This window comes from Quadrisphaera granulorum (assembly GCF_003149145.1).
Taxonomy (GTDB): domain Bacteria; phylum Actinomycetota; class Actinomycetes; order Actinomycetales; family Quadrisphaeraceae; genus Quadrisphaera; species Quadrisphaera granulorum.
Map to the genome: position 1 here is coordinate 223192 of NZ_QGDQ01000001.1, position 23985 is coordinate 247176.

The 23985-nt window shown below is 73.1% G+C and carries 21 protein-coding genes; 13 read left to right on the forward strand and 8 right to left on the reverse strand.

The features are described from left to right. The first annotated feature begins 66 nt into the window (after window positions 1-66). The 3 genes from BXY45_RS00990 (at window position 67) to BXY45_RS01000 (ending at window position 8570) form a co-directional block, all read left to right on the forward strand. A complete protein-coding gene (locus tag BXY45_RS00990) occupies window positions 67-3411 on the forward strand; it encodes an ATP-dependent helicase (RefSeq protein ID WP_109772414.1) in 3345 nt (1114 codons plus the stop codon). After that, on the forward strand, window positions 3408-6926 hold the full coding sequence (locus BXY45_RS00995; protein ID WP_109772677.1) for an ATP-dependent helicase: 3519 nt from the start codon (window positions 3408-3410) through the stop codon (window positions 6924-6926). The genes BXY45_RS00990 and BXY45_RS00995 overlap by 4 nt, the downstream gene beginning before the upstream one ends. 63 nt (window positions 6927-6989) lie before the next feature. Next, window positions 6990-8570 carry a methyl-accepting chemotaxis protein gene (locus BXY45_RS01000; RefSeq protein ID WP_109772415.1) on the forward strand — a complete coding sequence of 527 codons (1581 nt, stop codon included), beginning with the start codon at window positions 6990-6992 and terminating at the stop codon, window positions 8568-8570. Here the strand turns inward: BXY45_RS01000 and soxR are convergent. Then, window positions 8564-9058 (reverse strand): redox-sensitive transcriptional activator SoxR, encoded by a 495-nt coding sequence (gene soxR / locus BXY45_RS01005; protein WP_109772416.1) that lies wholly within the window; start codon window positions 9056-9058, stop codon window positions 8564-8566. The genes BXY45_RS01000 and soxR overlap by 7 nt on opposite strands. 65 nt (window positions 9059-9123) lie before the next feature. Here soxR and BXY45_RS01010 point away from each other — a divergent pair, with 65 nt between their 5' ends. Genes BXY45_RS01010 through BXY45_RS01020 form a run of 3 tightly spaced genes read left to right on the forward strand, consistent with a single transcriptional unit; the run spans window position 9124 to window position 12021 of the window. Further along, entirely contained in the window at window positions 9124-9828 is a 705-nt protein-coding gene (locus tag BXY45_RS01010; protein ID WP_109772417.1) for a VOC family protein, read from the forward strand. 16 nt (window positions 9829-9844) lie between these two features. After that, window positions 9845-11458 (forward strand): hypothetical protein, encoded by a 1614-nt coding sequence (locus BXY45_RS01015; protein WP_109772418.1) that lies wholly within the window; start codon window positions 9845-9847, stop codon window positions 11456-11458. Then, on the forward strand, window positions 11455-12021 hold the full coding sequence (locus BXY45_RS01020; RefSeq protein ID WP_109772419.1) for a sigma-70 family RNA polymerase sigma factor: 567 nt from the start codon (window positions 11455-11457) through the stop codon (window positions 12019-12021). The genes BXY45_RS01015 and BXY45_RS01020 overlap by 4 nt, the downstream gene beginning before the upstream one ends. A gap of 87 nt (window positions 12022-12108) precedes the next feature. Here BXY45_RS01020 and BXY45_RS01025 read toward each other — a convergent pair whose 3' ends face one another. Further along, a complete protein-coding gene (locus BXY45_RS01025; RefSeq protein ID WP_170131246.1) occupies window positions 12109-13671 on the reverse strand; it encodes a methyl-accepting chemotaxis protein in 1563 nt (520 codons plus the stop codon). 140 nt (window positions 13672-13811) lie between these two features. Here BXY45_RS01025 and BXY45_RS01030 point away from each other — a divergent pair, with 140 nt between their 5' ends. Further along, window positions 13812-14171: a hypothetical protein gene (locus BXY45_RS01030; RefSeq protein ID WP_146211035.1), complete on the forward strand. Its 360-nt coding sequence runs from the start codon at window positions 13812-13814 to the stop codon at window positions 14169-14171. Between the two features lie 4 nt (window positions 14172-14175). Further along, a complete protein-coding gene (locus BXY45_RS01035; protein WP_109772422.1) occupies window positions 14176-14967 on the forward strand; it encodes a nitroreductase family protein in 792 nt (263 codons plus the stop codon). On the opposite strand, the gene BXY45_RS01040 is transcribed toward BXY45_RS01035, so the two are convergent. Together BXY45_RS01040 and BXY45_RS01045 are read right to left on the reverse strand one after the other, a co-directional pair. Next, window positions 14964-15815 (reverse strand): endonuclease/exonuclease/phosphatase family protein, encoded by an 852-nt coding sequence (locus BXY45_RS01040; RefSeq protein WP_109772423.1) that lies wholly within the window; start codon window positions 15813-15815, stop codon window positions 14964-14966. The two genes, BXY45_RS01035 and BXY45_RS01040, sit on opposite strands and share 4 nt — an antisense overlap. 25 nt (window positions 15816-15840) lie before the next feature. Then, entirely contained in the window at window positions 15841-16791 is a 951-nt protein-coding gene (locus BXY45_RS01045) for a phosphotransferase (RefSeq protein WP_245961583.1), read from the reverse strand. A gap of 72 nt (window positions 16792-16863) precedes the next feature. Here BXY45_RS01045 and nudC point away from each other — a divergent pair, with 72 nt between their 5' ends. Further along, entirely contained in the window at window positions 16864-17826 is a 963-nt protein-coding gene (gene nudC, locus BXY45_RS01050) for an NAD(+) diphosphatase (RefSeq protein ID WP_109772678.1), read from the forward strand. A gap of 17 nt (window positions 17827-17843) precedes the next feature. On the opposite strand, the gene BXY45_RS01055 is transcribed toward nudC, so the two are convergent. Then, entirely contained in the window at window positions 17844-18368 is a 525-nt protein-coding gene (locus tag BXY45_RS01055) for a Uma2 family endonuclease (protein WP_170131247.1), read from the reverse strand. 5 nt (window positions 18369-18373) lie between these two features. After that, on the reverse strand, window positions 18374-18994 hold the full coding sequence (locus BXY45_RS01060; protein WP_170131248.1) for a Uma2 family endonuclease: 621 nt from the start codon (window positions 18992-18994) through the stop codon (window positions 18374-18376). Window positions 18995-19126: 132 nt separating this feature from the next. Here BXY45_RS01060 and BXY45_RS01065 point away from each other — a divergent pair, with 132 nt between their 5' ends. From BXY45_RS01065 to BXY45_RS01080, 4 genes are read left to right on the forward strand one after another with little or no spacing between them, the layout of a single operon-like run. After that, window positions 19127-20023, forward strand: coding sequence for an ABC transporter substrate-binding protein (locus BXY45_RS01065; RefSeq protein ID WP_170131249.1), 897 nt, complete (start codon window positions 19127-19129; stop codon window positions 20021-20023). Between the two features lie 50 nt (window positions 20024-20073). Beyond that, complete coding sequence (locus BXY45_RS01070; RefSeq protein ID WP_211319122.1) at window positions 20074-21054, forward strand: FecCD family ABC transporter permease; 981 nt, start codon at window positions 20074-20076, stop codon at window positions 21052-21054. Beyond that, the gene (locus BXY45_RS01075) at window positions 21051-22070 is read left to right on the forward strand and encodes a FecCD family ABC transporter permease (protein WP_342799488.1); all 1020 of its coding nucleotides are present in this window, start codon (window positions 21051-21053) and stop codon (window positions 22068-22070) included. Before BXY45_RS01070 ends, BXY45_RS01075 begins: the two co-directional genes overlap by 4 nt. A gap of 13 nt (window positions 22071-22083) precedes the next feature. Beyond that, a complete protein-coding gene (locus tag BXY45_RS01080) occupies window positions 22084-23004 on the forward strand; it encodes a hypothetical protein (protein ID WP_109772430.1) in 921 nt (306 codons plus the stop codon). Between the two features lie 12 nt (window positions 23005-23016). Here BXY45_RS01080 and BXY45_RS01085 read toward each other — a convergent pair whose 3' ends face one another. Together BXY45_RS01085 and BXY45_RS01090 are read right to left on the reverse strand one after the other, a co-directional pair. Next, entirely contained in the window at window positions 23017-23547 is a 531-nt protein-coding gene (locus BXY45_RS01085; protein ID WP_211319124.1) for a nucleoside/nucleotide kinase family protein, read from the reverse strand. Window positions 23548-23639: 92 nt separating this feature from the next. Further along, window positions 23640-23900: a mycoredoxin gene (locus BXY45_RS01090; RefSeq protein WP_109772431.1), complete on the reverse strand. Its 261-nt coding sequence runs from the start codon at window positions 23898-23900 to the stop codon at window positions 23640-23642. Between the last annotated feature and the right edge of the window lie 85 nt (window positions 23901-23985).

Sequence of the window (23985 nt, forward strand, 5' to 3'; positions counted from 1 at the left end):
TGGCAGGCGTGTCCAGCACCACGGTGGGGCCCGCTTCGGCATCAGCCGTCGAGAGAAGGGAGGGACATGACCGCTGTCGCCGTCCCGCGCTTCGTGCGCGGCACGCCGTCGGCTGCGCCTGCCGTCGCCCCGCCCGAACTCGACGAGGTGCAGCGCCGCGTCGCCGAGCACCCTCGCGGCGGTGGCTCGCTCGTCGTCCTCGGCGCCCCCGGCACCGGCAAGACCACGGCACTGCTCGAGGCGCTGGTCACCCGGGTCGAGCGTGACGGCGCCGACCCGTCGTCCCTGCTGGTGCTGGCCCCCTCCCGCCGCGCGGCGGCCTCCCTGCGTGACCGCGTCAGCTCCCGCCTGGGCCGCACCACCACCGAGGCGCTGGTCCGCACGCCGCCCTCCCTCGCGTGGGCGCTGCTGCGCCGCGCCGCGCAGCGGTCCGGGGGGCCGGCGCCGCGCCTGCTGACCGGCCCGGAGCAAGACCAGGTGCTCGCTGAGCTGCTCCGCGGTCACGACGACGGCGACGCGCCCGCCCCACCTTGGCCCGATGACATCGCCGCGGCCGTCCGGAGCGTCCCGGCGTTCCGCGGTGAACTGCGCGACCTGCTCATGCGCGCCCTGGAGCGCGGTCTGGGCCCGCGTGACCTGGCCCGCCTCGGCGACGTCCACGGCCGCCCTGCCTGGGGTGCTGTAGCCGTCCTGCTCGCCGAGTACCTGCAGGTCACAGCTTTGGCGACCCCGGGTGCCCATGACCCGGCCGCCATCGTGCACGACGCCTGCGCCGCGCTGCGCGCAGACCCGGAGCTGCTCGCCGTGGAGCGGGCGCGCCTGTCACTGGTCGCCGTCGACGACCACCAGGAGTCCACCGCCGCCACCGCCGAACTGCTGGACCTGCTCGCGGGCAGCGGCGGTGACCTGCTGCTCTTCGGAGACCCCGACTCCACGACGACGACGTTCCGCGGCGGTGATCCCACGCTGATCGCAGGGGCCGCCGAGCGGTTCGGTGGCACGTCCGGACCGGCGCCGGTCGTGGTGTTGCCCACGCGCTGGCGTTCGTCTCGCGCGGTCGCCGAGGCGTCGGTGCGCATCGCGCGGCGCACCGGGAGCGTTGGCGCGGTGGTGCACCGGGACGCCGACGCGGCTGCCACCGCCGAGGACGGCTCCGTCGAGGCCCACCTCCTGCCGACCCCCGCGCAGCAGGCCGCGCTGGTGGCGGCGCTGCTGCGCGAGGAGCACGTCACGCACGGAACGCCGTGGCGGGAGATGGCGGTGGTGGTCCGCAGCGCCGGCGGCACCGGCACGCTGCGGCGCGAGCTGGGCCGCGCGGGCGTGCCCGTCGTCGTGCCGCCCGCTGAGGTCCCCGTGCGCGCCGAGCCCGCCGTGGTGCCACTGCTCGTCGCCCTGCGGATCGTGCTCTCCGACGCGTGGGACTCGCCTGAGGGCGGCCCTGACCACGACGGCGGTGACGACGACGGCGGCCGCTGTCCGTCCATCGACGACGTGCTCACGCTGCTCGCCCCTCCCATCGGCGGGGCGGATCCGCTCGCGCTGCGCCGGCTGCGCCAGGTGCTGCTGGCCGCCGAGCGGCAACGCGTCGCCGACGCGGCGGCGCAGGCCGACGCAGGCGCACTGACAGACGCACGTCAGAGCGAGCTGCGCAGCAGCGACGCGCTGCTGGTCGACGTCGTCCTGCACCCCGACCGCTGGCCCGACCTTCCGGCGCGAGCGGCGCGGCCCGCCTGGCACGTCGCCAAGGTGCTGGCCGCGGGGCGCTCCGCCGCGCAGGCGGGAGGCAGCGCCGAGGAAGTGCTGTGGGCCCTGTGGGCGGCCACCGGCCTCGCGGAGCGCTGGCGGGCGCGGGCGCTCGCGGCGCCCTCGGCGTCGGGTCTGGGCGCGGAGTCCGCGGCGGCGCTGGCCGACCGCGACCTCGACGCCGTCGTCGCCCTCTTCGATGCAGCCTCCCGCTACGAGGAGCGCGAGCCGGGGTCACCTCCGCAGCGCTTCCTCGAGCACCTGGAGGCGCAGGACGTCCCCGCCGACTCCCTCGCTGCCCGCGCGACCGGCGCCGGCGCGGTGGAGCTGCTCACGCCGACGGCGGCGGCCGGGCGCGAGTGGGACGTCGTCGTCGTCCCCGGGCTGCAGGAGGGCGCCTGGCCCGACACCCGCCTGCGCGGGTCCCTCCTGGGGGCGCCGGAGCTTGCGGACGTGCTGGCGGGGCGGCTGTCCGCGGACGAGCAGGTGGCCGCGACGGTCGCCGCTGCGGCGGCGCGCCGGCAGGTTCTTGATGACGAGCACCGTCTGCTGCAGGTCGCCGTCTCGCGGGCGCGCCGACGCGTGGTGGTGACGGCGGTGCGCAACGAGGACGAGCGGCCCTCGCCCTTCGTCGACCTCGTCTGCCCGCCCGACCCGGCCGTCGAGGGCGAGCGGCCGCTGAGCAGCGTTCCGCGGGCGACTTCGCTGCCGGCGCTCGTCGCCGAGTTGCGTTCGGTGCTGCTCACGCCGGTGGGCGCGCGTGACTGCACGGGCGCCACGGTTGACCAGAACCGCCTCGATCACGCCGCCGCGGCCCTGGCCCGCCTCGCCGCCGCGGGGGTTCCCGGCGCCGACCCTCGCGACTGGTACGGGCTGCCGCCGGTCTCCGACGAGCGGCCCCTCCGTGACCCCGACCAGCCCGTCACCGTCAGCCCGTCGGCGGTGGAGTCGTTCAGCCGCTGCGGCCTGCGCTGGCTGCTGGAGGCCAGCGGCGGGCGCCCTGCCGACTCGGTGCAGCAGGGCGTGGGCAACCTGGTGCACCGCATCGCGCAGGAGCTGCCTGAGGGCACCCTGCCCGAGATGGCGAGCCGCCTCGACGAGCTGTGGCCGACGCTCGGGCTGCCCGACACCTGGGTGGGTCAGCGCGAGCGACGCAAGGCCGAGCGGATGGTGCGGCTGCTCGCGGCGTACGTCATGGATGCCCGCGCCGCTGGGCGGACGCTGGCGGGGGTGGAGGTGGAGGTCGACGCCGCCATCGGCCGCGCCCTCGTCAGGGGCCGCCTCGACAGACTCGAGCGCGAGCCCGACGGGTCCCTGCGCGTGGTGGACCTCAAGACCGGAGCCAGCGCGCCCAAGGCCGACGAGCTGGCCACCCACCCCCAGCTCGGCCTCTACCAGGCCGTGGTCGACTCGGGCGCCCTCGGCGAGGGCGAGCGCAGCGGGGGAGCGGCCCTCGTGCAGCTCGGCGGCAAGCGCACCAAGCCCGGTGTGCAGACGCAGGAGCGTCTCTCCGACGCGGCAGACCCGCAGTGGGCCAACGACCTGCTGCAGCGCACGGCGGAGGGCATGGCCGCCAGCGCCTTCGACGCCGTCGCCAATGACCTGTGCTCGAAGTGCCCCGTCCGCACGAGCTGCCCGCTGCGCCCCGAGGGCGGGTGCGTCAAGTGACCCCTCCGGAACCAACAACAACAACGACGACGACGACGGCGACGGGCGGGCCCGTGACGGCGCACAGCGCCCCTCAGAGGCTCAGCGCCGCCGACATCGCCTCCGCGCTGGGTCAGCACCCGCCCACGCCAGAGCAGGCGGCCGTGATCGAAGCACCGCTCTCGCCGCTGCTCGTGGTGGCCGGAGCGGGCTCGGGCAAGACCGAGACGATGGCCGCGCGCGTGGTGTGGCTGGTGGCCAACGGACATGTGGAGCCGGAGCGGGTGCTCGGCCTGACGTTCACGCGCAAGGCCGCGGGTGAGCTGGCCGAGCGGGTGCGGCTGCGCTTGGCCGCCCTCGACAAGGCCGGTCTGCTGCCCGCCCCCGCCGGCGTGGAGGGGGCTGCGGGAACCGGCAGAGCCAAGGGCTCGGTGAGCGACGCCTCACCGACCGTCGCGACGTATCACGCCTACGCCGCCGGCCTGGTGACCGACCACGGGCTGCGGATCGGTGTGGAGCCGCGCTCGCAGCTCATCGGCCCGGCGGCGGCGTGGCAGCTGGCGGCCGACATCGTCGATACCGCCGAGGCGGCCGACGCAGACGGTGCCGACGGTCTGGGAGACCTCGACGCCGCGCCGTCCACCCTGGTCACGGCCGTGCTGGGGCTGGCGGGGGAGTGCGCGGAGCACCTCGTGGACGTCGACGCCGTCGACGCGACGCTCGCCGGGGTGGTGGCACGGGTCAGCGCCCTGCCGGGCAAGCAGCCCGTGAAGGTGGCGACGGCGCTCGACGTGCTGCGCAAGCGCCGCCGCGTGCTGCCGCTGCTGCGCCGCTACGCCGAGCGCAAGCGCGAGCTCGGTGTGCTCGACCACGGAGACCAGGTGCGCCTGGCCGCGCGCATCGCCGCCGAGGTACCCGCTGTCGCCGCGTTGGAGCGTGCCCGCTGGGGCGTGGTGCTGCTCGACGAGTACCAGGACACCTCCACCGCCCAGGCCGAGCTGCTCTCACGGCTGTTCGGTGGCGGGCACCCCGTCACCGCCGTCGGCGACCCCCACCAGGCCATATACGGCTGGCGCGGGGCGAGCGCCGGGGGCCTGCAGGCCTTTCCCACCCGGTTCCGCCGCGCGGACGGAGCGGCGGCCACACACCTGGCGCTCTCGACGAGCTGGCGCAACGACGTCGCCGTGCTCGACGCCGCCGCCGTCGTCGCCCAGCCGCTGCGCGCTGCCTCACGTCTGCCGCTGCCCGTGCTCGGGCCGCGCCCCGGCGCCGGCCAGGGACGGGTGGAGGTCGCGTGGGCGCAGACCGCGGGGGAGGAGGCGGCGCTCCTGGCCGACCGGATCGCCGTCATCTGGCACGCCGACGCCCGCCGTCCTCCCGACGAGCTGCGCACTGCTGCGGTGCTGTGCCGCGCGCGCTCCCAGTTCCCCCTCATCGAGGAGGCGCTGCGCGCCCGTGACGTGCCCGTCGAGGTGGTGGGCCTGGGCGGTCTGTTGCTTCGCCCGGAGGTTGTCGACGTCGTCTCCGCGCTGCGCGCCCTCGCCGACCCCACCCGCGGTGACGCGCTCATCCGGTTGCTCACCGGGCCGCGCTGGCGCCTCGGTCCGCGCGACCTGGCGGTGCTGGCGGCCTGGGCGCGCCGCCGCGCCACGTCGCGTCGCTCTCGTGCCGAGCAGCCGGCCGACGGCCGCACGGGCCAGCCAGCCCAGCCGGAGGTCGCCGAGGAGGCGAGCCTCGTCGACGCCGTCGACGATCCACCCCCCGCTGACTGGGAGACCGCCGACGGCTCCCGCCTGTCAGATGCCGCCCGGGAGCGCGTGCGCGAGGCCGGGCTGCTGCTGCGCCGGCTGCGGGAGCTGGACCTGCCCCTCGCCGACCTCGTCGTCGCCGTCGAACGCGCCCTGCTCCTGGACGTCGAGCTTGCCGCGCGCGCCTCGACGAACGGCAGCAGCCCCGCGGCAGCGCGGGCCGGGCTCGACGCGCTCGCCGAGGTGGCGGCGTCCTTCACCGCGGCCACGGGGGCTGGCACGTCGCATCGGGCGTCGCTGCGGGCGTTCCTCGCGTGGCTGAGCCTCGCGGAGGAGCACGAGCACGGTCTCGACCAGGCGTCTTCAGCGGACGCCGAGGATCCGACTCCGGGATTGAGCGACGGCGGTGACGAAGGCGCCGAGCCCAGCCGCACGGCCGTGCAGCTGCTGACGGTGCACGCGTCCAAGGGGCTGGAGTGGGACGTCGTCGCCGTCGCCGGACTCGCCGAGCGCGGCTTCCCGACCGCGCCGCGCACGTCGCAGGGGTGGTTGTCGGGTCTGGGCGTGCTGCCGCATCCCCTGCGCGGCGACGCCGACTCGCTGCCCCACCTGGCTTGGGAGACCGCGCTGGACGCCAAGGGTGCCGAGGCCGAGCGAGCGGCGTACGCCGAGCGCTGCGCGCAGGCCCACCGCGCCGAGGAGCGGCGCCTGGCCTACGTGGCGCTGACCCGCGCCCGATCGCTGCTGCTGCTCACCGGCGCCTGGTGGGGTGGGGAGCGGAAGAAGGAGCGGGTGCCCTCGGCGTTCCTCGTGGAGGTGGTCGAGCATCTGCGGGCCTCCGGCTCCGGTGATGTGCCCGAGCTGCCCGAGGCGCCTGAGGAGGCGGAGAACCCCGAGCTGCGCGAGCCTCGGCGCGCCACCTGGCCGTTCGACCCGCTCGGCCCGCGCCGCCCCGCCCTCGAAGCGGCCGCAGCCGCCGTCCGTGAGGCCGCCGAGCACCCCGCTCCCGACGCGGGCCCGTGGGCGGAGGAGGTCGAGGCGCTGCTTTCCGAGCGCGCCCGCGGTGACGCAGGTGGTACGCCGGACGTCGAGCTGCCCGCCCACCTGTCGGCCTCGCGCCTCGTGCAGCTCGCCGCCGACCCGGCGGCCCTCGCGCTCGCGGTGCGCCGCCCGGTGCCCGTTCAGCCGCGTGTGGCGACCCGCCGCGGCGTCGCCTTCCACGCCTGGCTGGAGGAACGGTTCAGGTCCGCTGCCCTCCTCGACCTCGACGAGGTGCTCGGTCCCGATGGTGAGGAGGACGACGACGGCGCACTCCACCACGTGGGCGTGGCTGATGCACCTGGCGACGGCCTCGGCCCGCTCGGCGCCGACGAGGAGGAGCTCGCCGCGCTGCAGGCGAGTTTCCTCGCCTCGGAGTGGGCGCAGCGGGAGCCGATCGCCGTTGAGGTCGACCTCGAGACGCCGGTGGCGGGGCTCGTGGTGCGCTGCCGTGTCGACGCCGTCTTCACGCGCCCGGCCAGCGAGGGCGGGGGCGTCGACGTCGTCGACTGGAAGACCGGACGACCGCCCACTGGTGAGGCCGCCCGAGCGGCAGCGGTGCAGCTGGCCGTGTACCGGTTGGCGTGGTCGCGTTGGAAGGGCGTGCCGCTGGAGCAGGTGGGTGCGGCGTTCTTCTACGCCGCCACCGGCACGACGAGCCGGCCGGCAGACCTTCTCGACGCCGAGGGGCTGGAAATGCTCGTCCGCGATTCTGTGTCCCCCTTTGGGGATCCAAATCCTCAGGTTTGATGATCTCTGAGCCGATAGGGAGGACAGCGACGAGAGACATCGCCGCCCGAGCAGGAGGTTGATGTGAGGTCGTTGCGCTGGACAGTTGGTCGTCGCCTGGCGGCGGGGTTCGTCCTGGCGACGGTGCTGCTCGCCACGTTGGGCGCCCTGGCGCTGAACTTCACCGAGTCGCTCTACGCCAACCAGCGGACCGTGACCCACACGTACCAGGTGCTCGGCGCCCTCACCGCGCTTGATAGCGGGCTCAAGGATGCTGAGACGGGGCAGCGCGGCTACCTCATTACCGGCGACGACGCCTACCTTGCGCCGTTCACGGCCGCCAAGAAGACGGTGGCCAAGGAGCTCGACAGCGTGGCCTCGCTCACCTCTGACAACCCGAAGCAGCAGGAGCGCATCGCGACGCTTCGCCCGCTGATCGACCAGAAGTTCGCCGAGATGCAGAAGACCATCGACCTCCGCAAGACGCAGGGCTTCGACGCGGCGCAGGCCGTGGTGCTCAGCAACGCCGGCAAGGCGGTCATGGACCAGATCCGCGCGACGGCGGGCCAGATGTCCAGCGACGAGTCCTCGCTGCTCGGTGAGCGCCAGAAGACGTCGGACGCTGCCCGCCGCAACGCGATGATCGTCATGATCAGTGGCACGCTCGGTGGCGCCGTGGCGTTCACGCTCATCGCCGTCGTCGTCACCCGCGCCATCAAGCGCCCGCTCAAGGAGCTGGGTGACGGCCTGGAGGGCATTGCCAGTGGCGACGGCGACCTCACCGCCCGCCTCGACGAGTCACGCACCGACGAGTTCGGCGCCGTGACCAAGTCCTTCAACAAGTTCGTGGAGACGATCCGCGCCACCATCGCGTCCGCCGCTGCCAGCGCGCAGGCCGTGGCCGCGGCCAGCGAAGAACTTGCCGCGACGTCCTCGATGATCGACGCGAACGCCCAGGAGGCGGCCGGACAGGCCAGCACCGCCACGAGCACCGCCGGGACGGTGGCCAGCAGCGTGGAGACGGTGTCGGCGGGCGCGGAGGAGATGCGCGCCTCGATCGAGGAGATCGCCCGCAGCACCAGCCGCGCCGCCGAGGTCACCAACCAGGCCGTGGCCGCCGCGGAGACCACCAGCGCCACCATCAGCTCCCTGGGTGCGTCCAGCCGGGAGATCGGTGACGTCGTGAAGGTCATCACCTCCATCGCCGAGCAGACCAACCTGCTGGCGTTGAACGCCACCATCGAAGCCGCCCGTGCCGGTGAGGCCGGTAAGGGCTTCGCGGTGGTGGCCAGTGAGGTCAAGGACCTGGCTCAGGGCACGGCCCGTGCGACCTCGGACATCACCTCCAAGATCACGCAGATTCAGAGTGCGACGGATTCGGCGGTGGCGGCGATCGCTGACATCACCACGATCATCGGCAAGATCAACGAGTTCCAGATGACGATCTCGGCGGCGGTGGAGGAGCAGGCGGCGACCACCACGGAGATGAGCCGGGCGATCTCGGATGCTTCGGCGGGCACGTCGACGTTCGCGGGGACGCTGGACACGGTGGCCGGTGCGATCACCTCGACCAGTCGTGGTCTGGGTGAGACGCGGACCGCGGTGACGGAGCTGTCGCAGATGGCCGCCACCCTGGACGGCCTCGTGGGGCGCTTCCGCTACTGATCGTCACCCTCGCGGCCGAGCACTTCGCGCTGGTTGCGCGCCGCACCCGCGGCGCGCAACCAGCGCGAACCTGTGCCCTCGACCGCAGCGACGTCGGCGGGGTTGAAGAGCGCGCAGCGGGTGAGTGACAGGCATCCGCAGCCGATGCATCCGTCGAGGTCGCGCTCCAGTGCCTCCAGCTCACGGATCCGTTCCCGCACGAGCACGGACCACCGGGCGCTCATCACCGTCCACTCGGCCTGCGTGGGTGCCGTGTCGGCGGGCAGGTCGGACAGGGCGTCGGCAACCTGGTGCAGGCTCAAGCCCACCCGCTGACCAGCGGCGATGACGGCCAGTCGCCGCAGCGCGTGCCGCGGGAACAATCGGTGCCCACCGGCGGTGCGCCGGGAGGTCAGCAGCCCGCGCGCCTCGTAGTGCCGGATGGCGGCAACGCTGACGCCCGCTCGCTGGGCGAGCTGGCCGATGGTGAGCGTGGCGTCTGCCGTCACGGGCCGAAGGGTGCCGCGGTGCCGGGCTTGACCTCAAGTGCACTGCAGGTATTCCACTGGGGTGCATGAAGATCACCAGCGTGACCGTCCCCGTCGATGACCTGGCCGAGGCCGAGCGCTTCTACGGCCGCACGCTCGGACTGCCCGTCAGGCGCGATCGCGGCGCTGCGCTCGTGGTCACCGTGGGCGGCACCGAGGTGCGCCTCGTGGAGCAGCAGTCCGAACGCGCGGTCGACCACCTCGCCATCACCGTCCCTGCCGATGCCTTCTCCGCCGCGAAGAGCTGGCTGCGGGAGCGCGTCGAGCTGATGACGCTCGACGGCCAGGACGAGTTCGAGGGCTCCCTCAGCTGGCGCAGCCGGTCGCTCTACTTCTCGGGCCCGAGCGGCAGCGTGCTCGAGCTCATTGCGCGCCACCGGCTGCCCGCACTCGCCGGCGACGTGCCCTTTGGCCCGGAGCACCTGCTCTGTGTCAGCGAGGTCGGCGTCGCCGTCCCCGACGTCCCCGCCGCCATCCGGCTGCTGCAGGAGGCGACGGGGCTGAAGGTGTTCGGCGAGGGTGTCGGCGAGACGTTCGCGGCGGTGGGCGACGACGACGGCCTACTCATCGTCGTCGCCGAGGGTCGACCGTGGTTCCCTACCTCCGACCGGCGCGTCACGGCCACACCGCGCGCAGTGACCGCCACGGGCGTCTGCGCCGCTCCGATCCAGCTGCAGCTGGGGTCGACCACCGTGAGCCTGCACGGTGCCGAAGCAACGATCTCGGGATGATCCGCGTCTACCGAGCATGAGCGGTGATCCCCGGGGCACGGACGACGACGGCGAGCGCAGCCTCGTCCTGGCGGTGCGCCAGGCAGTACAGGGCGACGACGTGTGGTCCGCCGACCGGGCGAGCTTCATTGCGGCACAGGCCGACCGCCGGGCTGCGCGGCGTCGTCGCCGCCGGTTGGTGGTGGCGCCTGCGGCGCTGCTCGCCGCTGCGGCGGCCGTCGCCACGGGTCTCGCCGTCTTCCCCGCGATCGTCACGGCGGAGGGAACGTCCCTGCCCGCAGCGGGTCGGCCCGCACCGTCGGGACCTTCGACGATCCAGACCATCGCGCCCGACCCCGCGGTTGTCGACGCCGCCGAGGCTGCCGGCCGGCTGTTCACCGCCGAGGTGCAGTGGGTGATTCCCGGCGCGGCGGCTCAGCTGTCAGAGGGCGCGGGGGAGTCGGGGGCCGACCTCTCGCTGGACGACGCGTGCGCCACGGCAGTGCTACCTGTCACGGGCCCCATTCAGCGCGAGACCGCCACGTGGAAGGACACGCTCGCCGTCCAGACGTTCAAGGATGCGTCCGCCAACGCTGGGCCAGCCCCGCAGGCCGTGACCACCACGGAGTTCGCGTCGCTTACCTCGCAGGTCGACACCTACGCCGACGCCACCCAGGCGCGGGCGGCCGTCGACGCACTCCGCGAGAGCGCGCGCACGTGTACTCCAGCGCCGGGTGAGTCCCAACCCTCGAGCCCGTTCGTGCAGGAGATGTTCCGCTACGACGTGCTGCTCGGCTCCGCCATCGCGTCCGCGCCCGGCCACTACCGGGTGATGACGGCCGGAGCGAGTGGAGCGCACGTGGCGGTCATCTCCGCAATCGTCAACCTGTCGAATGGGAGCGAGGAGGATGTGGCGAGGCAGCAGGTGGGCTTGGACCTCGAGCGCCTTGCACGTGTCGCGGCCGCTCGCGCCGACTCTCGCCCAGGTACGGAGGAACCCGTCGACCTGGCGCGGACGCCTGTCACGACCGCCGACGTCGACGCGGTGCTGCCTGGTGCCCAGCCGATGTCTGTCTATGCCGCAAAGCTTTCGTTGGACTCGCGGCCGCGCGACGCCTGCGGCACCGACCCGCTCACTGGCGTCGCCGATCTCGAATACATGTCTCGAGGTGCGTGGTCTGATCCCCACGACGAGTCTGTCGACTTCGGCGTCGACGGGCAGAAGCCAACCGCGATGGGGCTGGCAGACGTCGTGGTCATCACCAATGACTTTGCTTCACCGGCCGATGCGCAGGCGTACGCCACGGCCTATCAGGGCAGCGCGAGCACCTGCCTGCGCGGTGACCACGTGCTTCCGCCCGCACCTGTCGACCTGCTTCCTGCGGGCGCTGCCGACGCGCTGCTGACCAACGCCTACGACGAGGTGAACCACCGACACGGGTACGCCGCCGTGGTGGTGCGCGGCAGCACCGCGGCGACGGTGCTGGCGTGGGTTCCCGGTGAGGCCAGCCGCGTCGCGGCGACGCAGGCCGCACAGCGCGTCGTCACCCTCGCGTCGCAGTCCGCCGCAGTAGCCGAAGCGCAGCGCAACGCCGACGCAGCATCAGCCGCAGCTGCTGATGCCGCCGCTGCCGCGACGGACACGCCGTGAGCCGCTGGCGTCGGCCGGACCCCGCCGAACGCACCGCTTTCGAGGAGTTCGTCCAGCAGCGCGGTCAGGCGCTCGCTGGGCTGGCCCGCGGCCTGACCTCCAGCGCTGCGGACGCGGAGGACCTCCTCCAGGACGTGCTCGCCACCGTCCTCGAGAGGTGGGAGCGCGTGGCTGCCGCCGACGACACCTATCTCTACGCCCGCCGCGTCATGGTGAACGCCAGCACCAGCACGTGGCGGCGGCGTCACCGCGAGATGCACGAGCACTCCGCCGAGCACGTCATGGCGGGGGACGGCCGTGACCGCGGCTCGTTGTGGTTCACCGCCGCGCACCACGACGACGGCGACGGCGAGCACCGCGTGCTGCTGCTCGACGAGCGCCGGGCTGCGCTGGAGGCGCTGCGCCAGCTGCCACCGCGCCAGCGCGCCGTCGTCGTCCTGCGCTATGTCGAGGAACTGCCCGACGCGGAGATCGCCGCGTTGCTCGACGTGACCTCTGTGACCGTGCGCAGCACCGCGATGAGGGCGCTGCGCACGCTCCGAGGACTTCTCATGGGCAGCTGACCACCGCCTCCCCGGGAGGGCAGGCGGTGGTCAGCGGCGGCGCTGGTGAGCCCGCACCAGGCCGGATCAGCCGCGGGCACTCGGTGTTCAGACGGTGAAGCCGGCCACCGCTGCCTGCAGGCGGGAGCCCAGCGCAGCCAGTTCCGAGGACGCGTCGCGCGCCTCGGTGGCACGGCTGCGGCTGTCCGCCGCTCCGGCCGCGAGCGAGGAGACGTTCGCGGCGATCTCCTGAGACCCGGAGGCCGCGTCGGCGACGTTGCGGGTCATCTCCTGGGAGGTGGCCGACTGCTCCTCCACCGCCGCGGCGATGGTGGTCTGGTGGTCGTTGATGCGGCTGATGACCTCGCTGATCCGCTCGATCGCCGAGACCGCGCCGTTGGTGTCTCCCTGGATGCTGCTGACGCGCTGGGAGATCTCCTCGGTGGCCTGCGCGGTCTGGCGGGCCAGCTCCTTGACCTCTCCGGCGACCACGGCGAAGCCCTTGCCGAGCTCCCCGGCGCGGGCGGCCTCGATGGTGGCGTTGAGGGCCAGCAGGTTGGTCTGCTCAGCGATGGAGGTGATGAGGTTCACCACCGAGACGATCTCCTGGCTGGAGGTGCCGAGGCGGGCGACGGTGGTGGTGGTGGCCTCCACCGCCTCGACGGCCTGCGAGGCCACAGCGGCGGCTTCGGCGGCGCTGGCGGAGATCTCCCCGATGGCGGTCTGCATCTCACCGGAGCCCATGGCGACGGTGTCGACGCTCATGGACACCGACGCTGCGGCGGCGGAGACGAGGTCGGCCTGCGCGGAGGACTCGTCGGCCTTGGCGGCCACGTCCGCGGCGAGCTGGTCCAGCACCTGCGCGGTGCCCGTGAGCTGCCCGGTGGTGGCGATGACGGCGGTCATCGCGCGGCCGAACTCGTCGAGGGTGTGGTCCAGGGAGGTCGAGACGGAGGCGAGCTCGTCCTGGCCGACGATGCCGGCGCGGGCGCGCAGGTCACCAGCGGCCACCGTGCGGAGCACGGCCCGGACGTGGTCGAGAGGGCGGGTGATGCTGCGGGTGATGATCAGGGCCAGGGTGACGGAGGCCACGAGCGCCACCAGCGCGATCCCCACGAGGACCTTCACCGCGGTGTCGGAAGCTTCTTGCGCCTGGGTCGCAGCGGCCGCGGCTGCGGTGGACTGGGCCGTCAGCGACGCGGTGATGGCCTTCTGGATGGTCGCCTCCTGGTCGAGCGCCTTCGGGATCAGCGCCGTCGCCGTCGCGGTGTCGCCGGTCTGGAGGGCGGTGGCCACCTTCGCGATGTTCTCGAAGTACGCGACCACGGTGGTGTTGACGGTCTGGAGCGCCGTGCCGGCCGCCGGCGTCATGGTGACCTCCGCCATGTCCTCGAGGTCCTTCTTGACCACCGCGACAGCGTCGTCCCTCTCCTTCGTGAACTGGGCCACCTGCTCGGGAGTCAGACCGGTGACGTAGATGCGGGCATTGTTGGTCAGGTAGGTCTGCCAGTCGCTGTTGAGCGCGCCGAGCTTCTCGAGCGGGACGGTGCCGGACTGCCGCACCTCCTGGGCCCGCTGGTTCACCGTGAGGACCTGGGAGACCCCGACGCCTCCCATCCCCAGGACTGCGACCACAAGGGTCACGACGAGTGCGAGCAGGCGGGTGCGCACGCTCCACCTCGACGACCGCAGGACTGGTGGGTGCGTGGCTTCAGCGGACACGGGTGGGTCCTCCCCCTCAGGCGTTGACGCAGACCCCCTTGCGTCGGACGGTGCGGTGTCTCCCTTGAGGGAGCTACTAGCGTGACGGGGTGACGACACGACGCTCGGTGGTCCTTCCCGCGGTGCTGGTCAGCGCTGCAACGGTCAGCTGGGCCGCGAACTGCGCGGTCGGCCTGGCGGCATGGCGCGGGCGCCGGGGGAGCCACTGGCAGCACCACGCCCTCTACGTCTCGACGTGCACCTGGACGCTGCTCGCGCTGGCCGCCTCCGCGGTGAACAGCCGGAGCAGGACGACGACGGCGGTGCTCGCGCCCGCGCTGCTGCCGCTCGTCGTCGTCCCCAGGGTCAGAGCGGGCGGCACGGGCCATGTGCTGCTCGCGGCGTCGCTGGCGCCCCCGTTCCTGGGTGCGGCCGCCGCTGCCTGGGCCGACGTCGTGGGAGGAGACTGACCCGGTGGAGCTGCTCGACGCCATCCGTCTCCGGCGCACCACCAACGGTCCCTTCCTGCCCGACCCGGTGAGCGCCGAGCACCAGCGCCTCCTCGTGGAGGTCGCAGGTCGCGCGCCGAGCCAGCTCAACAGCCAGCCGTGGCGGTTCGTGCTCATCGAGGACCGGTCGACCATCGAGCGCATCGCCGCGATCAGCGGCGAGAGCATGACCACGGCGATGTCGAACGGCACGTTCTTCGAGCGGTACAAGCGCTACTTCAGGTTCAGCGCCGCGGAGATGGCCCAGCACCGCAGCGGCATGCTCTTCGACAGGCTGCCCGCGCCACTGCGGCCGTTCACCGGGCAGGTGTTCACGCGGCGCGGGCAGAAGCTCATGAACGCGCTGCGCGTGCCGCAGACGCTGGGGGAGGAGAACCGCAAGCTCGTCGCCGGGGCACCGCTGCTGCTGGCGGCCCTGCTCGACAAGGCCGAGCACCGGCCCGGGGAGCTGTCGGCGTTCTACTCGCTGTTCTCCCTCGGTGCCGCCGTCGAGAACATCTGGCTGACCACCGTCGAGCTGGGGCTGGGCATCCAGTTCGTCTCCTTCCCAATGGAGGTACCGGGCGCCTGGGAGCGCATCGAGGCGCTGCTGGAGGTCCCGGAGGACCTCGACCTCATGGCCGTCTACCGCATCGGCCACGTGCCTCCCGAGCAGCGCCGGCCCGCCATCGACTGGTCGAGCAGCGAGCGGCGAGCGCCCTCGCAGTACGTGTTCCGCGAGACCTGCGCGACCCCGCAGACCGGCTGGGACGACTAGCGCACGACGTCGACGACGAGCGCCCGGTGATCACCCACCGCGAGCTGCTCCGCGCGCCCCGTGGCGGTGACGGGGGCGCCGAGGGAGACGACGTGATCGAGCTGCACGCGCGGCGCTGCCCCCGGGAAGGTAGGGGCGCGGACGAGGGTCGGAGCGCCGGCGGCCAACCCCACCAGCGGCGCGGGCAGGTTGAGGTCTCCGGCGAGCAGGACCGGCCGGGTGGCTCCGTCCGGGCCCGCCGGAGCCAACCCCCGCAGCCAGGAGGCGAGCCGGCGCAGCTGGCTCAGCGCCGTCGGCGGGGCGAACGACAGATGCGTCGCCGCGACAACGGTGCCGTCGGTGAGTACCGCGGCGACGGCCGCGCGCGGCTCGTCCGGGAACAGCATCACGCCCGTGCGTCCGCTGACCGGGTCGGGGACGACGAGCGGCAGCTTCCCGCGGCCCGTGCCGAGGCCGAGGGCGTGCCACGCAGTGACGGGCTGGCTGACGAGCAGCGCGACACCGTAGGTCGGGCGACGTCGAGGCGGGTGGCCGCGTTCGTCGTCGTCCTGATCTGTCTCGGGGGAATCTGCCTCGGTGGGATCTGTGGCGGTGGAACGCAGCGTTCCGGCCAGGGGCGTCCAGTCACGTCGCAGCCCCGGCGTCCCCGCCAGCGTCGGCGCCATCCGCCAGTGCTCCACCCCGAGGACCTCGGCAGCGACAGCGGCCTGGTCGATGCCGCCGGAACGGGGCTGGGCGTCGTCGACCTCCGAGAGTGCGAGCACGTCGCAGCCGGCGAGTGGCGCCAACCCGTCGCGCAGCGACGCGCTGCCCCGCCCCGAGGCGATGTTCAGCGCCGCGACCCTCACGGAGACCCTCCCGATCGTCCGCGGGTCAGCCGAGCTCGTCGGAGAGCTGGTCGCCGTCGTCGAGGGAGGCATCGAGGTCTTCGAGCATGACCGTGGCGTCGTCGAGCACGTCGTCGTCGTCGAGTGCCACGCCGTGGAGGAGGTAGCGCGCCAGCGCCATCTCCCCGGCCAGGCGGGCGCGGGCACCCAGCGCAGGGTCGAGCGGCTCGTGCCGGGCCTGCGCGTGGGCGGTCAGCACCGCCTCCAGCGCCTCGGTCGGCGCGGCGGCGGCGAGCCAGCCGAGGTCGTCGGCGGGGTCGCCCACGCTGAGGGAGCCCCAGCCGGTGATGCCGGTGACGGTGCGCCCGTCGGTGAGCACGCGGGTGCCGTCGAGGTCTCCGTGGACCACGACGGGGGAGAACCGCCACCAGCGCACCTCCTCCAGGGCCAGCTCCCAGCGCGAGAGCAGCCGCGGGGGAACCCTGCCGGTGGAGGCGGCCCTGTCGAGTTCGGACAGGCGGCGGCCGCGTACCTCCGAGGCGCTCCACACGGGCAGCCCGGCGTCGTCGACGAGCGCACCTGGCAGCCCGTGGACGACGGCCAGCGCCTGCGCGAGCGACGCCGTCAACGGCCCCGGACCGAGGGCGGTGACGTCGACCTCCTCACCGGGCACCCAGGTCGTGACCACTGCTCGGCCGCCCTCGGGCAGCGGGGTCGACCCGGCGACGGCAGGGACGACGAAGGGCAGCTGCACCCCGACCGCCGGGTTGCCCGCCAGGCGGGCCAGCAGACCGAGCGCCGCGGCCTCGCGTTCCAGGTCGGCGCCGGCCGCGGGACTGCGGGGGACGCTGATGACGTGGCGGGTGCCGCCGTCGTCCTCGACGAGAGCGATGTCGAGGTCGGCGCCGTCGCCGTCCAGCAGCTGCACCCGCGTGGGCTCAGCGCCGGGCAGAGCGGCGCTGGCCAGCGCGGCCATGAGGTACGGGTCGCGGCGCACGGGCCAACGCTAGGGCGTCACCGGGCAGGTGGTGCTCGCGCGGACCATCGGGTCGCTGCCTACGGTGTCGACGTGGCCCCCGCACCTCTGCCCGACCTGTCCCTGTCGCGGTCGGCGTCCGACCGTCAGGGCGCCCGCCGCGGCGACGCCGGCCTGCTGGAGAAGCTCTGGTCCGACGACGCCGTCCGCGTGCTGCGCGTGCACGACGGCCGAACCCCCGTGTCGCGGGACGACGGCGCGGGTGACGGCGGACGCGCTCGTGCGCCGAAGCTGGCCCTCGTGCCGCCGTCGCACGTGCCGGGCGGCGCGATGCATGGCGTGCGCGTGCTGCTGGGCACCGGCCCCGACGGCACCTGGTACGTCGCGCAGGAGGTGGCCGACCCTTCGCTCGACCCGGGAGGCGGCGACGACTGGGCCGACCTCCGCTCCCTCGGCGGTGAGCTCGACGCCCTCGAGGCAGGCCTGCTCACGCAGGCCGTCGCGGTGCTGCGCTGGCACGCCGTCAACCCGCGCTGCCCGCGGTGCGGCGCCCCCACATCGGTGGAACAGGCGGGCTGGGTGCGGAAGTGCACCGCCGACGGCAGCGAGCACTTCCCGCGCACCGACCCGGCGGTGATCATGTCCGTGGTCGATTCTTCCGACCGGCTGCTGCTCGGGCACAACGACCTCTGGCCCGCCAAGCGGTACTCGACGCTCGCCGGGTTCGTGGAGCCGGGGGAGTCGCTCGAGGCCGCGGTGCGCCGCGAGGTGCTCGAGGAGGTCGGCATCGAGGTCGGCGACGTCGACTACCTCGGCAACCAGCCCTGGCCGTTTCCCGCGTCGCTCATGCTTGGGTTCCGCGGCACCGCGGTGAGCACGGAGGTCGTCACCGACGACGTCGAGATCACCGACGCCCGCTGGTTCTCCCGCTCCGAGCTCGTCGCGGCGCTGCGCGACGGCGAGGTGCTGCTGCCGCCGCCGGTCTCCATCGCCCGGCGGATCATCGAGCACTGGTACGGCGGCCCGCTGGACAACGCCGGCGGTGTCTGGCGCTGACGGATCGGTCGGTTGGGTCAGCCCTCCGGCCAGTCGAGTTGCTGCTGGACCGTGGCGGCATCGAGGTCGAGCAGGTCGCTGCGGCCTGTCTCGGCGTACTCGCCGTCGCGCTCTGCGCCCAGCTGCCAGATCCGGATGGTGCGCGCCAGCACGTCGAGCACCCACAGCTCCTGCACGCCGTGGGCGGCGTAGAAGCCGAACTTGGCGAATGCCTCGTCGCGTGGCGAGAGCACCTCGACGACGATCGCCGCCGTCTCCAGGTAGAGCGCCGTGCTCCCGCGGAAGAACCCGGCGTCCGGGATGCGGTAGTCCCCTGGCTCACCGAGGTTGAAGGGACCACAGGGCACTAGCCCTGCGGCGCGCGCCCGCGCATACGTGAGGGCTGTCAGCGCGGTCGCTGCAGCGACGTTGCGCGCGTGCTCGAAGGGGGTCACGTGGAGGACGCCTTCCCAGATCTCGTCCCGCCCGTCGAGCCCGAGGTCGCGGCGGCGCTGCAGCCAGCTCTCGACGTCCGGCGGGGTTTCCGCGAAGTACGTGCTCACGGGCGTCAGCCCACCGGCCAGTCGAGCTGCGCCTGGACGGAGACGGCATCGAGGCCGAGCAGGTCGCTGTGGCCCGTCTCGGCGTACTCGCCATCGCGCTGCGCGCCCAGCTGCCAGATCCGGATGGTGCGCGCCAGCACGTCGAGCACCCACAGCTCCTGCACGGCGTGGGCCGCGTAGAAGCCGAACTTGGCGAACGTCTCGTCATGAGGTGACAGCGTCTCGATGACGATGGCCGCCGAGTCGTTGTACAGCTCATCCGCGTCGTCTCGACGCACGAGGCCCATGTCGGGCACCCGGAAGTCCGTCGCCTGCCCCAGGTTGAAGGGCCCGGTCACTTCCAGTCCTGCGGCGTCCGCTGCGCCTTGGAGGAGCCGCGCGAGGCGCTGAGCGGCGCGGGTATTGCGGCGGTGCTCGAGGGGGGCCACGTGGAGGACGCCTTCCCAGATCTCGTCCCGCCCGTCGAGTCCGAGATCGCGGCGGCGCTGCAGCCAGCTCTCGACGTCGGGTGGGGTTTCCGCGAAGAACGTGCTCACGGGGGTCACCCTCCTGCCGGTCTCGTGCGGGGTGTCGATGTCGTCGTCCACGGTGGCAGAAGCGTCGCCGGTCCCGCTGCCGCTGTCCACAGGGGCCGGCTCGTGGTTCTCGATGCCGCGGCGCTTGCGCCGTGCTCGTCCCGGCTAGCATGGTAAGGCTAGCCTTGCCTACAGACGGAAGTGAAGACCGTGCGCCGTCCTGCTCTTGCCATCCTGTCCCTGGTGGTCGCTGGCGCCGTCGCCGTGACGGGGTGCGCCGGTCCTGCCGGCCCCGCCGCCAGTGGCGACTACTCCGTCACCGTCACGACGCCGGACGACGGCGAGGTCGTGCTCACCGCGGCTCCTGCCCGCGTCGGTGCCCTCAACGGGAACCGGGTGATCCCGTTCGTGCAGCCTTTCCTCGACGAGGGCCACGTGCTGGTCGGGTACGGCAACGAGGCGGACCCTGAGAAGTACCCCTGGATCCAGGCCGAGCTCGAGGCGTTCACAGCCGTGGACGACAGCGACGGCCCCAACGTGGAGGAGTACGCGGCCTGGGACGCCGATCTGCTGATCGCCAACGGCAACGTGGGGGACTTCTGGGAGCCGGCTCGTGAGGCCGGCCCCCTCGTGCAGCTCCCGGAGACCGACTGGCGCGCCACCACCACGCTCCTGGGCGAGATCTTCCAGAAGCCCGACGTTGCCGAAGACGTCATTGCCACCACCGAGGCGACGATCGCTGACGCGCGGTTGGCGGAGCCGGTCACCGCGGCCGTGCTGTGGCCCTACCAGGAGAACGGGACGGTGGGCACGCAGGTGCTCGGAGCCGAGCTGCCGAACTTCCTGGGAGACCTCAACATCACGGTGGCCGGGTCCGACACCGCGGTCGACGGGTACGAGGACGTCTCCCTGGAACTCCTGGCCGAACGACTGGCCGGCGTCGACCACGTCATCGTGCTCAGCAGCGGTGACGACCTGCAGCAGCGGTTCCTCGACAACCCGGTCGTGGCGGACATCCCCGTCATCGCCTCGGGTCACGTAACGAGGTTCACCGACGTGCAGACGGGCGCCGGGTTCCCGGTGACCCCCATGACCGTGCCCGTGCTCATTGACGCGCTGAGCGGAGTGCTGAAGCCCTGAGAACCCAGCACACAGCCGCGGCCCAGCTCTCCAGGGCGACCGGCCGGGTCGTGGGGCTGGCCGCGTGGACGGTGGTCGTCGTCGTCCTCACCGGGGCGAGCCTTGCCGTGGGGGCGAGGGTGATCCCCCTCCACGACGTGTGGGCGGCCCTGGACACCCCCGACGTGACGAACTCCAACCACGTGATCGTGCAGACGTTGCGCCTCCCGAGGACGGTCCTGGCGGTCGTGGTCGGCGTGGCGCTGGGTCTGAGCGGAGCCCTCATGCAGGGGGTCACGCGCAATCCGCTGGCCGACCCCGGGATCCTCGGGGTCAACGCCGGTGCGGCCCTGTCCGTGGTGTGCGCGGCGTCGTTCTTCGGCGTGTCCACGTTCTACGGAAGCGTGTGGTTCGCCTTCGCCGGGGCGGCGCTCGCCGCGCTCGCCGTGTACGCCATCGGTGCGCTCGGCCGCACCGGTGCGACTCCGGTGAAGCTCGCTCTCGCGGGGGCCGCCCTCACCGTCTTCATGGGGTCCGCGACCACTGCCTTGCTGCTGGCCGAACCCGAGATCCGCGCCGACATTCGCTCCTGGGCGGTGGGCTCACTGGCGGGCAAGGACATGGAGACCGTCCTCCAGATGAGCTCGTTCGTCCTGGTGGGGACGCTGCTGGCGCTGGTGTGCGGGTCGGCCCTCAACGCGTTGGCCCTGGGCGACGACCTAGCGCGAGGGCTCGGCCAGCGCGTGGCGGCAGCCAGGGCCGTCGGGGCGGTCGCCGTCGTCCTCCTGTGCGGTGCGGCAACGGCTGTCGTCGGTCCGATCGGCTTCCTGGGGCTCGTCGTCCCGCACGTCGCCAGGTTGCTCACGGGTGCCGACTATCGGTGGGTCCTCCCGTACTCGATGGTCATCGCACCGGCGTTCCTCTTGCTGGCCGACATCATCGGACGCATCGCCGTGCCCCCGAACGAGCTGCAGGTGGGCATCGTGACCGCGGCTGTGGGGGCCCCGTTCTTCGTGTGGCTGGTCCGGCAGAAGCGGATGGTGGAGCTGTGAGGGTTCCGGATGCCGTACGCCGAAGGCGTTCACGGACCGCGACCGTCATCGGCCTCCTCGCCGTGGCCCTCGGCGTCACAGGCTGCCTGTCGGTCAGCGTCGGTGCGGTGCCCATCCCGATGTCGTCGGTACCCGGGGCGCTGCTCGGTCTCGGAGAGCCTCGCCACGTGACCCTCGTCGTCGACATCCGCCTGCCGCGCGCCGTGTGCGGGCTGCTCGTCGGGCTGGCCTTCGGCATGTCGGGAGCGATCTTCCAGTCCCTGGTCCGCAACGAGCTGGCCAGCCCCGACGTCATCGGCGTCACCGCAGGCGCGAGCGCCGCTGCCGTGCTCATGATCGTTGTCGTCGGTGCCGGCGCCCTCCAGCTGTCGCTCGCTGCCCTCGTCGGAGGGCTCGGCACCGCAGCCCTCGTGTACCTGCTCGCACACCAGCAGGGGATCAGCGGCTACCGGTTGATCCTGGTCGGCATCGGCGTCGCCGCGGCGTTGAGCGCCTTCACGTCGTACCTCCTGCTGCGAGCAGACATCACCGACCTGCGCCGGGCCGACGCGTGGCTCACGGGCAGCCTCAACAACCGAGACTGGGAGCAGGTGGCCCCGCTGGCGCTCGCGATGGTCGCGCTGGTGCCCGGAGCCCTCGTGCTCCGACGCTCCCTCCGCGGCCTCCAGCTGGGGGACGACGCCGCCAAGGCCCTCGGGCTGCGTGTCGGAGCGGCCAAGGGCGCGATCCTGGTGGTGGGAGTCGCGCTCGCAGCGTTCGCCACCGCCGCTGCCGGACCAGTGGTGTTCGTGGCCTTCGTGGCCGCACCAGTCGCCCGCCGTGTGCTCGGCAACGGAGATCTCGCCCTGCTCACCTCGGGGCTCTTCGGAGCCCTGCTCGTCACCGTCGCCGACCTGGTCGCCCGCACCGCGGTCGACGGCGTCGAGATGCCCGTCGGGGTCGTCACGGGCCTGATCGGTGCCCCCTACCTGGTGTGGCTGCTCGTCAGGACCAACCGCTCCCGCGACCTCGCCTGACCGGAGGACTCCCGTGGCGCACCATGAGACCTCCCTTCTCGTGTCCTCCGCCGAGTCGCCGCAGGAGTGGGCGGACACCTGTCTGCGCTCCTTCCTCCGCAGTGAGGACCCCTCCGTCGACGAGCGCGAACGGGCCTGGCTGACCAGCGCGGACCTCTTCGCCGACGGCGCCGCCCACCTGCGGGAGAGTCATCGGCGCATCATGAAGGAGCACTCGGCCACTCCCGCCGCGGCGGCCAAGTGGCTCGTTGGCTGGTACCCGGGGCGGGTCGCCCACGCGCTCGGCTACGCGTACGCCAACCGGGCCGCCTCCATCACCGTCGACGCGGACCAGCTCAGGTTCGGTCGACACCCTGACGGGTGGACCCAGGTCGTCGACTTCGGGTCGGCCAGGTTCGTGGTCAGCGAGGCACACCCGTGGGCAGGCTCGCCGGGTGTCGACGTCGTCGCCGACGAGGCAGATGTGGTCGCGACCGGGCTCACGTCGCTCGTCTGCGCCGCGGAGCCGGTGGTGGACGCCGTCCGGACCCTCGCGAGGGTGGGGAGGGCGGCACTCTGGGCTGAGGTCGCGGATGCCTTCGTCCTTGCGGGCCGCTCGACCGGCCACGCCAGCCCAGGAGCCGTCGTCGAGCGGCTGAACGCCGCCGTCCGCACGCCCGGCGCTCCGTGGCGCAGCCCCGCCCGCCTCTGGATCACCAACGGCCCCGGTGGACGTGCCACGATCGTCGGGCAGAAGGGTGGCTGCTGCCTCGCCTACCAGTGCCCCACACCGCCCGACGAGGACCTCGACGAGCAGACCCGGGCCTGGTACGCGCTGTTCCCCGCGGACCGGCACGGACGCCACTACTGCAACACCTGCTCACTGATCTCTCCCCAGGACTGCCAGGCGCGGCAGCTCGCCGAGCAGGCACCTGCCCCCGGCTGCTCCGGCTGAGGGGAGGGGCGGTCAGGGGAGGACGAGCGCGGGGTGGCGGGGGTCCTCGCAGCGCACCACGAGGTCGGCGCGCGAGGCGGGATCGGTCTCCTCCAGGTAGCGCGCCCACGCGCCCACCACCCGGTCCACGTCGGCCGCGGGCAGCCGCCGACGTTGCGCGGCAGCAGAGGTCTGCAGGTGGACGACGGCGTCCAACGCGCCCGACAGCTCCCACCGCAGGAGGAACGGCCCGGTCAGCACCAGCACGGCGCCCGGCGGTGCCGCGCGGCGCGACTGCCGGGTGGCGCGGTCGCGCTCGGCGTCCCACAGGGCGGGAAGCCAGGTACCGGCGCCGCCCGGGCCCAGCGGGTCGAGCACCTCACGCAGCAGCGCGTAGGTGTCGTACCAGCCCTCGTAGCCGGCGTCGGGATCGTGCGGGCCGTGCTCCAGCCGCAGCGAGCGGGGGCGCAGGAAGTTTTCGGCGCTGACCCGCAGCACCGGCCGACCTTCAGCCTCGAGGACACCCACCACCGCGTCAGCGACCACGGCGGCGTCAGCCGGCACCGCGGCGTCGATGCCGAGGCGCCGGCCGGGAGACCGCTCGAGCGCCGCCAGGGCCCGCTGCGCGAGACCGGCGGCGTCGAGCGGCTCGACCTTCAGGACAGGCGCGCCTTGACCTCGGCGAGGGAGGGGTTGGTGGCGGAGGAGCCGTCGGGGAACACGACGGTCGGCACGGTCTGGTTGCCGCCGTTGACGCTCTGCACGTACTCGGCGGCGCCCGGGACCTCCTCGATGTTCACCTCGTTCCAGGTGATGCCCTCGCGCTGCAGACCCTTCTTGAGGATCTTGCAGTAGCCGCACCACGTGGTCGTGTACATCGTGATGCTTCCCTGCTCGGGCAGCGTGGGCGCAGACATCGTTCTCCTCAGTGGTTGACGAGTGACTGACGGTCGGGTCAGGCGTTCCGCAGGTGCTCAACGCCGGACGTCGTCGTCGTCATCC